Source organism: Streptomyces sp. NPDC048560, assembly GCF_040650955.1.
Lineage (GTDB): Bacteria > Actinomycetota > Actinomycetes > Streptomycetales > Streptomycetaceae > Streptomyces.
Map to the genome: position 1 here is coordinate 428228 of NZ_JBEZIJ010000008.1, position 11545 is coordinate 439772.

The window sequence follows — 11545 nt, forward strand, 5'->3', positions numbered from 1 at the left end:
TGAGCCGCTCCGGCCAGTGGTTTTTTTCGGCCCCGCGCTGCGTATGCGGTCCTCGGCGGTGGGGCCGGGTGCTCCTCGGTTGTCAGTCCTGGGCGGACACTATTCGGTGGAGAACGTCCGTGTAGACCGATCGCTTGTCCGGGCGGGCGTGGTCGGCCGCGCGTCTGAGGGTGGGGACCGCCGGTGTGCCCAGTGTGAGGAGCCCTTGCGCCGCCGCCTCACGGACCACGGCATGAGGGTGTTCGAGCAGCGCGGCCACGGCGGGGATCGCGGGGGCCCACGCGGCGTGGCAGAGGGTGCGGACCGCCGTTCGTACGATGCTGGGCTGGGGGTCGTCCAGAAGCGTCGACGTATGGCCCAGATAGGCCGGCCGGTCCATCGTCGCCCGCGAGGTCCGGTGGGCGTGGAGGCGGATGCCGGGCTTGGGGTGGTGCAGCAACTCGTCGATCAGTTCACGCAGTTCAGAGCTCGGGACGCGGTCCTGGCCGGCCTCGGTCAGGCCGGTGAGCGCTCGGCGGATCTGCTCGTGGGTGCCGGTCCGGGCCAGGTGCAGCAGCTCCCGCGAGGTGGGCGGGGACGGCTGCGGTGGCTGGTGCGGGCCGTCGGCAGGAGTCGGCCGGGGCGGTCGCGCGGCGTACGGATCGCTCAGGGGGCCGTCGACGATACGGAGGCGGTCGGCCAGGTCGTCGCGTCCCTCGGCCCGCAGCCGTCGGCAGAGCGTGGTCAGTGCGGAGGTGCGCAGCAGCTCGCAGTCGACGAGAAGGTCCAGGTATCCCCAGGCCCCGCTTGCGAGGCGGTCGCCGAGGTGCTCCGCGAGCACGTCGGCGGGAGCCGTGCGCAGCGCGCGGCGAGCCGCCGGGGCGGCGGCGGGCGGGGCGTGCTCCCACCATTCGAGCAACAGCGGAATCAGGGGTTCAACGTCCCACGGGCCGAGCTTCGAGGCCAGAAGAGCCACCCTGGCCGGCAGGATGCCGTCGGCCCGGAGCTCCGATTCGTCGACGAGGGGGAGCGCGCCTGCCAGTACGGTGTCGGCGCCCAGAACGGCGGGCAGGTCGATGTGGCCCCGGACGAACGCCCTGAGCACCGGCAACCGGGCGTGGTGCTCGGGCCATTCGAGGAGCGCGCGGGCCGCCGTCCTTCTGCTGTCCGCAGCCGGTCCCCGCAGCATCGCCAGCAGCCGTTCCCGTTGCGCGGTCGAACGCGGCTGGTCGAGATCGTCGACGCGGACGGTGCGTGTGGCGGGCGGCGCCGGTTCGCGGGCGGTCTCGGCGATGGTCCACGGGGGCGTGTCGAGTGGCTGGAGAGCGGTCATCCAGTCGACGAGGGCCGTACGGACCTCCGGGGCGGCGGAGGCGTACACCTCGATGAGGGCGGTCAGCCGCTCCCGGGAGCTGACCGCTCCGGCGTGAGCCGTACGGAATTCGGCCAGGGCGCCCGGCGTGCGTACAGCCGCGTCCAGCGCGGCCCGCCAGGCGCGCGTCGCGGAGGTCGCGGGCGTGGTGGAACGCGACGGGTGCGCTGTGTGCGCGGGGGGCGCCGGGGACTCGTCCACGCCGAAGGCTTCGCGCAGCACGGCGGCCTCGGCCAGCCAGGGGTCGGCGCCGAGCCGTGCCGCGGTGAGTGCCTGTTCGAGGTCGGCGCGGACCAGCACCGCGTCGAGGCGCAGCAGCAGCGCCTGCGTGGACGTAGGTCCCGCTGGAGCGGGAGGCAGCAACCGTACGGCGTCGGCGACAGCGGGCCTTTCGGCCGCCGTCAGCATCGGTGCGGCCGCGTGGAGAACCGCCACGAGGTCCTGCCGGTCCTTGTCCGAGGCTCCTTGGAGCGCCTCGGCCAGGAGCAGAGCGAACCGGGCGAACGTCCTCAGCTCGGTGTCCGTCCAGGGTGCGGGGCACAGCCGCAGAGCGAAACGCACCACTCGGCGCCGCGCGTCCGTTTGGGAGCGGGCGAGGCCGAGCCAGTTCGCGAGCTGGGGCCGCAGGGCGCGTATCCGGTCGGGGCGTGCGGAGCTCTCCGTCCCGGAGACGCGCAGGGCGATCGACGGATTCCAGCCGTCCAGCAGCAGGGACTCGATGTCGGGTCCGGCCCTGTCGCCGTCATCGTCGGTCCAGCCGACGCCGTTGCCGTCATCGTCGGTCCAGCCGTCGCCGTCGCCGTCCCGCCAGCCGCCCGCTGACCTGTAGCCGGCGCGTGGGGTGATGCCGTGCTCGGGGAGCAGCGCGTCGAGGTCGTCGACCGTCCCCTCGGTGAGGGTGATCCGGCCGCTCGCCACGAGAGCGAGCAGGGCCGGCGCGATCGGTGAGGCCTGCTCGTCCAACGCGCGGACCGAGCGCCTCGGGAGTTCGCCGGCCAGTGCCTTCAGCAGCAGTTCCACTGTGCGGCCGCTGCTGTCACCGCGCTCAGCGGCGGCGATCAGTGTCGCCGCGTACGCCGTGCCGAGGACGGTACGGAGCGCCTCGGCCAGCAGGGCGCGCAGCCCGGGATTGTCGTGGTGGCCGAGCCAGAAGAGGAGCTTCGGCACGGCTGCGGGTGTGCCGGTACGGACCAGCACCGCGGCGGCCGTCTTCTTGACGTTCATGTTCGGATGGTCGAGACATGCGGCGATCGCGGAGCACGCCCAGCGGGCCTCGGCGTGCCCCAGGGCGAGGAGGGCCTGACGTACGGTCTGCACGTCGGCGGCGCCGGTCAGCGCGATCAAGGTCGCCGACAACGCCTGCGCGTCATCGCCCCCGGCGTCGCGGGCGAGCAGCGCGATCACGTGCTTGCGTACGTGTCTGTCGCGGTGCCGCAGCAGACGGTGCACGCGTGCCCGCGTTCGGAAGTAGGGGGCGCGGAGCAGCAGTTCGAGAAGGATGGCCTGCTCGGTGTCGGACAGCCCCGGCCGTTCCAGCAGGTCCAGCGCCGTGGTCGCGACGAGCGCGTGGCCGGCCGCTTGCGCGTCCTGGGCGTCCAGGAGGCACGACGGCCTGATCTTCCCCCGTTCGTGGAGACGACGGCCCAGCGCGTGCAGAGCGTCCGACACCTCCTGTGGGACGACGGGTTCGCTGCCCGCCGGACCGCCTGCCCCTCCGCCCGCCCCTCCGCCCGCCGGACCGCCTGCCCGGCCGCTCTCGGGACCCCATTCCCGGGACGCCGCCAGCTCGCTGACGATGCGCGCGAGCAGATCCGCGATGGCCGGCAACGTCCCCGCACTTGCGTGCGCGGCGAGTCGGCGCAGCGCCGCCACCGGGTCGCCGGAGTCCGTATGCGCGCTGAGCAGGGCGAGTTCCTGTTCGTCAGGACCGCCCAGGTCGGCAGCGATGCGGGGTGGCAGGCCGGCGGGATCGAGGCGTACGAGGAGGGCGCGGCGCAGGGTCGTCACCCCGGACGGGCCGGACCGCGTGGCCAGGTCGTCCTGCCCGGTTTCCTCGAACGCGCCCGCCTGTCCGGCCTCCGAGGCCAGATGCCACAGCAGTTCCAGGGCTTGGGTCCGTACGGCCCGGAGATGGGACGCCATGTCTGGCGCGGCCGCGCTCTCCTTCTGCCGTGCCCCCAGCCCGAGCCCTTCCCACAGGACCGATACCGTCCGGTGCCCGCCGATCGCCTTCAGAGCGTCCAGGGCCGCAGCGGGCGCCGACGGGAGGAGGGCGAGTACGGCCTCCTCGGCGTCCACATGACGGATCTCGCGGATCGCGTCCAGGAACGGCCCGGGCGCAGGGGCCAGCGGCAGTACGCGGGTGATCGCGGCCCCGACGGGGAGTTCCCCCGTACCCTGCCCGGCCAGGGCGACGAGCAGCGCGAGCCGCCTGGGCCAGCTCGGATCGTCGGGTTCCGCGTCCACCAGTACGCGGAACATCGCCTCTCGGCAGGTGAAGAGGATCGTCGCGATCTCGACGGGCGCAACCGAGTGGTCCTCCAGCGCCAGGCCGACAAGCGACGGCACGTGGCCTGCCTCCGGGAAATGGCCGCGCCGGTGCAGCCCGCGCAGGCAGGTCACCAGGGCTCCACCGAACAGCAGAGGGTCGCGCGCGGCCAGGGCGGTCAGGTCGCCGATGTCACCGCGGACCGCCAGATCACCGAGCAGCTCCAGCGCTCCGCGCCGGAGCCCCGGCGGCAGATCCGGATCTCCGGCGACCTGCCGGAGCAGGTCACCGTGCCCGTGGTGAGCGGCGACGGCGAGAGCGGCGTCAGCGACCCGGGGCCGGGCGATCGCCGCCCCGGCGGAAAGGAACGAAGTGAGTCGGGGCGCCGGAAGCGGATCCAACGCCGCCCAGGGCTGCGTGAGTTCAGCCAGTGCGGCTTCGGTGACGGTGCTGTGGCTGCTGCCGAGCAGGCCGATGACGACGCCGCGGACCCGCCCGGGAGCCAGCAGCCCCGCCCGCAGGCCCTGCTCGGCCAGTCGCAGCGCCTCGGCCAGGAGGACGGGGTCACCGCTGTCCGCCAACGCGTCCACGAGCTCCGCGAGCCGGTGCGCCTCGGTCGCACTCGTCGCCCGGACGGCCTGGTAGAGCAGCTCACCCGGAGGTTCGTCACGGATCACCGACGGTTCGTTGGACAGTTCGGCGCGCAGCCAGGCGATCCGTACCCGCACGGGCAACTCCTCCGCGCGCCACCGCGGCCACGCGCGCGCTCCCAGGAAGGGGCCGAGCCGCGCGTAGAGCCCCGCCAGCACGAGCGCCGTCTCCGGCGGACCCACCGCCGATACCGACGCGGATTCCGGCAGCAACGCCGCGCACTCCTCGGACCACGCGTGGTCGCCGACCGCGGAACCCGACGCGACCCGTTCGGCGAGGAGTACGAGCCCGAGACGCCGTAGTTGCGGATCGCGGTGCCGGATCAGTTCACCCAGGGCGTCCGGGGGACAGAGCCGAGCGTCGAGGCGACCGGACAGCCGACCGGCGTCGGCTCGGCGGACTGCTTCGCGGAAGGCTTCGTCTGCCGGCACGGTCATCAGCGGATGCTAACGGCGGCTTTCCCCGCCCCACCACCGGAATATCAGGGGGCAGGCGCTCCCGCGTATCCGTGCGAAGCGCTCCCCCTCCGTGTACTGCGAAGCCGCCCCGCGTACGCCCTGCCGAGCCCTCGTGTACTGCGAAACGCACCCCGGAGCTGCCAGGCGCATCGGCGTAGCGCGCAGACGCTGCCGTGCTCACCGTCACGTACGGCTGAAGGACCGCCGGTAGGAGCGGGGCGGCACGCCCCGGCGCCGTACGAACTGCGAGCGCAGGACGGACGCGCTCCCGAAGCCGACCAGGCGGGCGATCTCCTCGACAGGGAGGTCCGTGGTCTCCAGGAGCTCCTCGGCGAGGCTGAGCCGCAGACCGAGCACCCAGGCGTGCGGTGTGGTTCCGGTCGAGGCGGCGAAGCGACGGGCGAAGGACCGCCTGCTCATCAGGGCCCGGCGGGCCAACTCCGCTACCGTGAGCGACTCATGGAGGTTCTCGCGGGCCCAGGCGAGAACGTCCGCGAGCCGGTCGTCCTGGCAGTCCTCGGGCGCCGGAGCGGCCAGGTACTGGGCCTGTCCCCCGTCGCGGTGGGACGGCAGGACGAGGTCGCGGGCGATGGCGTTGGCCGTGGCGGCGCCGTACTCCCGGCGCAGGAGATGCAGGCACAGGTCGAAACCGGCAGCGGCGCCCGCGCCCGTGGCTATCAGGCCCTCGTCTATGTAGAGAGCGTCCGGTTCGACGGTGACGTCCGGGTGCCGGTCGGCCAGCAGGCCGGCGAACCGCCAGTGGGTGGTGGCCCGCCGTCCGTCGAGGAGTCCGGCAGCGGCGAGGGCGAAGGCGCCGACGCAGTGCCCCGCGACCAGTGCGCCGCGCCGGTGCGCGGCGGTCAGGGCATCGAGCACGGCGGGTCCCGGGGGCGTGCGGAAGTCCGCCCACGGGAGGGCGATCACCAGGTCCGCCGAGGCCAGCCGGTCCAGCCCGGCCTCGACCATGACCGGCAGCCCGACGTCACTGCGGATCAGTCCGGGGCGTTCGGTGCAGAGCGCGAAGTCGAAGCGAGGCAGGCCCTGGCCGCGGGCGTCGAAGACCTCGGAGACGATGCCGGCTGCGAGCATCCCGACACCGGGCGGGGCGTAGGCGGCGACGGTGACGAAGGGCGGCATGGGGGCAGTGTGGCACGATTCCTGCGATCAGTGGCAGCACGGCCACTCGTGAACAGCCTTGCTGCTCAGCAGACTTGAGGGCATGACAGACGCACCGCTCGGCCGCAGCGCCCAGTACAGGATCCTGACCACCGGCTACACCCTCTCCACCGGTCCCGGGGTGGCCGCCACCGTCTCGTACATCAGTGACGGGGGACTCCACGTGATCGTGGACCCGGGCATGGTGGCCGGCCGCGAGCGGATCCTCGGCCCCCTCGCGGAGGCGGGGATCGGCCCGGACGACATCACCGACGTGGTGCTCAGTCACCACCACCCGGACAACACCATGAACGTCGGCCTCTTCGGTCAGGCTCGCGTCCACGACCACAAGGCGATCTACCGGAACGACCAGTGGACCGACCGTGACGCGGAGGGCTACGAACTGACTCCCTCGCTCAGGCTGATCCGCACTCCCGGACACAGCCGCGAGGACATCACCCTGCTGGCAGGTACGGACGCGGGCGTCGTGGCCTTCGTCGGCGACCTGTGGTGGCGCCCCAACGGCCCGGTGGACGACCCGGTGGCCCCGGACCACGAGATGCTGCTGGAGTCCCGTCTCCGGGTGCTCGCCGCGGCCGACGTGATCGTGCCCGGCCACGGCCCGGCGTTCCCGGCCGACGACACCGCGCCGCGCTGAGGACGTACGTGATCCGCCGTACAGGCCCCGGCTGTCACGCCGGGACCTGCGCGACGCGGAGCGTCCGGGGCACGTACGCCCGGCTGCGGGGCAGGCCGGGCCCGGCCATCCGGCGGCGCTCCTACCGGTGGTCCTGCCGGTCTCCGAGAACGGAGAGCAGCTGGAGCTTGTCGTAGCTGTCCGTCCCCGGGGTGGCGGTGTAGACGAGGAGGATCTGGTCCTGACCCGGGTCGAGCAGGGCCTGGCACTGCAGTTCCAGGATGCCGAGGTCGGGGTGGGCGAAGCGCTTGGCGTCGGGGCGCCGGACACCGATCTCGTGCTTGTTCCACAGCGCGGCGAACTCCTCGCTCCCGGCCAGCAGCGCATCGGTGATCTCGCCCGCCCTCGACTCCGGTCCCTGGCGGGCGTAGGCGGCGCGCAGGTCGGAGGTGAAGGCCCGGCTGTGCAGCGGGTGGTCCGCCCGGGGGTAGACCCTTCTGGCGTACGGGTCGGTGAACCAGCGGTAGATCAGACTGCGCGACAGTCCGGTGTGGCCGATGTCGTTGCCGACGAGGGCGACCGCCGGCCGGGTCTGGACCAGGGTTTCGTCGAGTGCGGTCAGCACTTGTGCCGGGGTGTCGGCCAGCCGGTCCAGGATGCGCATCATCCCTGGTGAGACATGGTCGGTGAGAGGGACGGGGCCGGGTGGCAGCCGGTGCCCGGCGATCCGGAACAGGTGGTCGCGTTCGTCGTGCGTCAGGCGCAGGGCGCGGGCGATCGCGGCCAGGATCGGCTCGGAGGGGGTGGGGCCGCGCTGCTGCTCGATGCGGGCGTAGTAGTCGGTGGACATGCCGGCCAGCAGGGCGACTTCCTCCCGGCGCAGGCCCCGGGACCGTCGGCGCAGCCCACGGGTCAGGCCGACGTCCTCGGGCTGCAGGGCCTCGCGGCGGGTACGCAGGAAGTCGGAGAGCTGGGCGCGGTCCATGATCCGATCCTCTCGCTGCTCGGCGATGTGGGGGGAGAGGCCACTCCGTACGGCGCGGCTCACGTGAACCGGACGTCTCCCTGCCGGCGGGCAAGGCGGTACGGGGCAGGCCGGTGCTGGTGCCGGTGCTGGTGCCGGTGCTGGTGCCGGTCCGCGCCCGCTGCCGCGTCCTGTGCCGGCACCGGGCAGCGCGGTGGTCGCCGGCCGTCTCCGTCCACGTCCTACGGGTGATCAGATCAGGGTCCCCCCGGAGGCTTCGATGCGCTGGCCGGTGATCCAGCCGGTGCCGGGGGAGAGCAGGGCGGCGATCGCGGCGCCGATGTCGTCGGGCAGGCCGACGCGGCCGAGGGCGGCGTTGCCGGCCCAGTGGGCGTTGATCTCCTGGTCGTCCCGGACCGCTCCACCTCCGAAGTCCGTGGCGATAGGTCCCGGCGCCACGGTGTTGACACTGATGCCGCGCCCGCCCAACTCCTTGGCCAGGTAACGGCTGTACGTGTCGACAGCGCTCTTGACCGCGCCGTACACGCTGAAGCCCTCGCTCGCGAACCGGGCCAGCCCCGTGGACAGGTTCACGATGCGCCCACCATCGGCGAGCAGCGGCAGCAGCTCCTGTGTCAGGAAGACCACGCCCTTGAAGTGCACGTCCACCAGTAGGTCGAACGCCTCGACGGTGGTCCGGCCGACCGGCGTGTACGCCGCGACTCCGGCGTTGTTGACCAGGTGGTCGAAGGTCTCGCGGCCCCAGGTGGTGTCCAGGGCCGTGCGCAGGTCGGCGGTGAACGCGGGGAAGGTGTCGAGCGAAGTGGTGTCCAGTCGGAGGGCGACAGCCTTGCGGCCCAATGCGATGACCGCGTCCACGACCTCGACGGCCTCGGCCTCGTTCGACCGGTAGGTGAGGACGACGTCGGTACCCGCCTCGGCGAGCTTGAGAGCGGTGGCGCGGCCCAGTCCGCGGTTGCCACCGGTGATCAGGGCGATTGTCTGCTGCGTCATTCCGGTGCTCCTCGTGGCTCTCTGATGCGCGGGGCCGTCCGGCCGCCCACGCCGCGGATCAACCGCACTACCGACCATGCGCGGCCCGGCTGGAACGGGGAAGGCTCACTTGGTCCAGGGACGATGTGTCCCCCCTTGAGCCCTGCGGGTCGGGCCGGACCCCTTGCGGCGAGGGCGGCGAGGGGGCGCGGATGCCGATGCCGGGGCTCGCGAGGCTTCCCCGCGGACAGACGGCAGGCGACAATGCGACTGACAGGGACCGCGGTACGGTCCCGCCGGACCCAAGGGACCGCAGGCGGTCCCGCCGGACAAATGGGGGACGCATGGTCGTAATCGTTTCCATGGTGGTCTTGTTCGTGGCCGCGGTCGGGATGTGCCTGGTCGCGCTGCGGCGCAGAGGCGGCGCGGGCGAACGCGGGGCGCTGGAGCGCGGGGCGACGGACCAGGGGCTCGCGCAAGGGCTCGCCCTGTGCCCGCACTGACCGACTGATCAGCACTCCGGCGGACTGCGTGCCCTGGGGGCACGCAGTCCTGGGGCTCGCCCCGGCACCGGCTGCCACCTCACCGAGGGTGAGGAGAAGCGAACTCGCGCTCCCGGCTCGGGAGTCAGCGTCGGTCACGGTGGCCACACGGGCTCGTGGACCCGCATAAGGGTCAAATGGGCACCAAAGGGCTAGGGTCGGCAGGTGAGCCGAATCGAGAGGACCGCCGAGGGTGCGGGGCCGTTCACCACCCGACTGACGTGGCGCCTCAGCGACGGGGGCACCGCGGTCTGGGAGTCCCGGCCGGCACGCAAGCGAGGCCTGCTCACCGTGCGGGCCGCAGGCGAGCCGGAGCTCCGCTCCCTGAGAGCGGACAGCCGGTCGGTCGGACGTCTACGCAGACTGAACGCCATCGCGGCGGGTGCGTTCGCGGTCGGTGGGGGCCTGTTCGCCGCCGGAGCCGCCGTGAGCCAGTTCGGCACGGGCGCCCTGACGAGTGCCTGGATCTACTTCTCCGGCGGTCTGTTCTTCAACCTGGGCGGCTACGTGTCGCTGCTCCAGGCGGTCAACGCTCCACGCCAGGACGGCGGAACCGGGTCACTCGCCGTACGGCGCTGGAGGTGGTGGAGCTACGAACCCGAGCGGATCGACTGGCTCAGTACCTTCCTGCTCTTCGTCGGAACGCTCGTGTTCGGCATCAATCTGCTCAGTTCCCTGTTGCAGGGGCTTTCGGTGCAACAGATGAACAGGCTGGTCTGGGCCCCGGACGTGGTCGGATGCATCCTGTTCCTCATCTCGGGACACCTCGCCCTGGCCGAGATCTGCCACGGGCGGCCGGGCATCCGTCTCCACGAATTCGGCTGGTGGATCGTCGCGGTCAACCAACTCGGATCCGTGCTCTTCATGGGCTCGGCGCTGGCTGACTTCACCCGTCCCGCCACGGGAAGCGCCGTGAACATCGACATCGCCAACTGGGGCACCCTCACGGGAGCACTCTGTTTCTCCGTCGGAGGCGTCCTCCAGTACTTCGAGCGCCCCTGATCCCGGCCCGTCCGCCGGGCAGACGCGTCCCCCGTGCCGGCTGACCGGAAACCTCCCCGGGTGGTGGGCCGAGGCGTACAACCAATCGACGTTCTTGTTGGTCCTGATCGACGACGTCTGATCGACATCTGTCGCCGAACAGGACTGAAGGACTTGATGAACCCAGCCAGACGCACTGTCGCCACCGCCTTGCTCCTTGCCACGGCAGGCGGAGTGCTCTACGCGACGGCCGTACCCGCCTCCGCGGCGGTGAGCTGCGCCTCCCCCGTCTTCACACGGCAGTTCTTCGCGAACACGACGTTCTCGGGCACGCCGAAGAAGACGGACTGTGACTCCACGATCAACCAGAACTGGGGCACGGGTGCTCCCGTCTCCGGTATGCCGTACAACAACTTCGGCGTGCGCTGGTCGGTGACGCGCGACTTCGGCTCCGGTGGCCCCTTCACGTTCGCGGCTTCCGCCCGGGACGGCGTGCGGGTCTACCTCGACGGTGTCCGCAAGATCGACCTGTGGAAGAACGTCTCGACCACCGTCAAGAAGACGGTCAACGTGACGATCCCCAGCGGCAGGCACACCCTCCGCGTCGACTTCGTCAACTGGACAGGCAGCGCGAACGTCACGTACGCCTACACGCCGCGCACCTCCGCCGACGTGGACAAGGTCAAGCCCCTCACCCCGACCGGCGGGGCCGCGGCGTACAACTCCACCACCGGAGCGGCCAAGTTCACCTGGTCCAGGAACAAGGAGATGGACCTCGCGAGCTACCGGGTCTACCGGCGGCTGAAGGGCGCCGCGTACGCCACCAAGCCGCTCGCGACGACCCTCGCCACGTCGTACACGGACAGCGCCCTGCCGAACACGGGCGCGTCCTACTACTACGAGGTGCGGGCCGTCGACAGGGCGGGCAACGTCTCCGGCGGCAGCACCGACCAGCTCGTCACCACCCTCGACAGGACGCCGCCCGCCGCCCCCTTCGTCGAGTGGGACTCGTGCCCGTCCGGCCAGCCCTACGCGGCCCCCCAGCTGGTCACCACGCCGAGCAACGCGGCCGACATCGCCTGGTACGAGATGCAGCGGCTCGACACCACCACGAACCGCTGGAACACCGTCTACTCCGGCGCGAAGAGCGCGATCTGTGACACCGGCTACCCGGCCGACGGCAGCAAGGTCACCTACCGGGGCCGTGCCCGGGACGCTGCGGGCAACTGGTCCGCGTACTCCGCCGCCACGACGTTCACCACCCCCGACCTGACCCCGCCGGCCGCCGTCACGCAGCTCGGCGTCGAATACCGGTCGGGCGTTCC

The 11545-nt window shown here is 72.0% G+C and carries 8 protein-coding genes; 4 read left to right on the top strand and 4 right to left on the bottom strand.

The window, feature by feature from the left end:
* Nucleotides 1-82: 82 nt before the first annotated feature.
* Nucleotides 83-4927, bottom strand: coding sequence for a HEAT repeat domain-containing protein (locus AB0C82_RS23220; protein ID WP_362845145.1), 4845 nt, complete (start codon nucleotides 4925-4927; stop codon nucleotides 83-85).
* A 204-nt stretch (nucleotides 4928-5131) separates the two neighbouring features.
* Nucleotides 5132-6085, bottom strand: a complete 954-nt coding sequence (locus AB0C82_RS23225) for a helix-turn-helix domain-containing protein (protein ID WP_362845148.1) — start codon at nucleotides 6083-6085, stop codon at nucleotides 5132-5134.
* Nucleotides 6086-6167: 82 nt separating this feature from the next.
* Here AB0C82_RS23225 and AB0C82_RS23230 point away from each other — a divergent pair, with 82 nt between their 5' ends.
* Nucleotides 6168-6761 (top strand): MBL fold metallo-hydrolase, encoded by a 594-nt coding sequence (locus tag AB0C82_RS23230; protein ID WP_362845151.1) that lies wholly within the window; start codon nucleotides 6168-6170, stop codon nucleotides 6759-6761.
* A 121-nt stretch (nucleotides 6762-6882) separates the two neighbouring features.
* On the opposite strand, the gene AB0C82_RS23235 is transcribed toward AB0C82_RS23230, so the two are convergent.
* Both AB0C82_RS23235 and AB0C82_RS23240 read right to left on the bottom strand, forming a co-directional pair.
* Complete coding sequence (locus AB0C82_RS23235; protein ID WP_362845153.1) at nucleotides 6883-7725, bottom strand: helix-turn-helix transcriptional regulator; 843 nt, start codon at nucleotides 7723-7725, stop codon at nucleotides 6883-6885.
* A gap of 231 nt (nucleotides 7726-7956) precedes the next feature.
* Complete coding sequence (locus AB0C82_RS23240; protein ID WP_362845155.1) at nucleotides 7957-8718, bottom strand: SDR family oxidoreductase; 762 nt, start codon at nucleotides 8716-8718, stop codon at nucleotides 7957-7959.
* Between the two features lie 323 nt (nucleotides 8719-9041).
* Here AB0C82_RS23240 and AB0C82_RS23245 point away from each other — a divergent pair, with 323 nt between their 5' ends.
* From AB0C82_RS23245 to AB0C82_RS23255, 3 genes are all read left to right on the top strand, one after another.
* Nucleotides 9042-9200, top strand: coding sequence for a hypothetical protein (locus tag AB0C82_RS23245; RefSeq protein WP_362845157.1), 159 nt, complete (start codon nucleotides 9042-9044; stop codon nucleotides 9198-9200).
* A gap of 204 nt (nucleotides 9201-9404) precedes the next feature.
* Nucleotides 9405-10241 (top strand): hypothetical protein, encoded by an 837-nt coding sequence (locus AB0C82_RS23250; RefSeq protein WP_362845159.1) that lies wholly within the window; start codon nucleotides 9405-9407, stop codon nucleotides 10239-10241.
* A 156-nt stretch (nucleotides 10242-10397) separates the two neighbouring features.
* A partial coding sequence (locus AB0C82_RS23255; RefSeq protein WP_362845161.1) for a PA14 domain-containing protein occupies nucleotides 10398-11545 on the top strand: 1148 nt, incomplete at its 3' end.

What these genes read in the sequence shown, in the direction of transcription:
- AB0C82_RS23240 (WP_362845155.1), bottom strand. Translation starts at nt 8,718, where the DNA reads ATGACGCAGCAGACAATCGCCCTGATCACCGGTGGCAACCGCGGACTG.
- AB0C82_RS23220 (WP_362845145.1), bottom strand. Translation starts at nt 4,927, where the DNA reads ATGACCGTGCCGGCAGACGAAGCCTTCCGCGAAGCAGTCCGCCGAGCC.
- AB0C82_RS23245 (WP_362845157.1), top strand. Translation starts at nt 9,042, where the DNA reads ATGGTCGTAATCGTTTCCATGGTGGTCTTGTTCGTGGCCGCGGTCGGG.
- AB0C82_RS23225 (WP_362845148.1), bottom strand. Translation starts at nt 6,085, where the DNA reads ATGCCGCCCTTCGTCACCGTCGCCGCCTACGCCCCGCCCGGTGTCGGG.
- AB0C82_RS23230 (WP_362845151.1), top strand. Translation starts at nt 6,168, where the DNA reads ATGACAGACGCACCGCTCGGCCGCAGCGCCCAGTACAGGATCCTGACC.
- AB0C82_RS23235 (WP_362845153.1), bottom strand. Translation starts at nt 7,725, where the DNA reads ATGGACCGCGCCCAGCTCTCCGACTTCCTGCGTACCCGCCGCGAGGCC.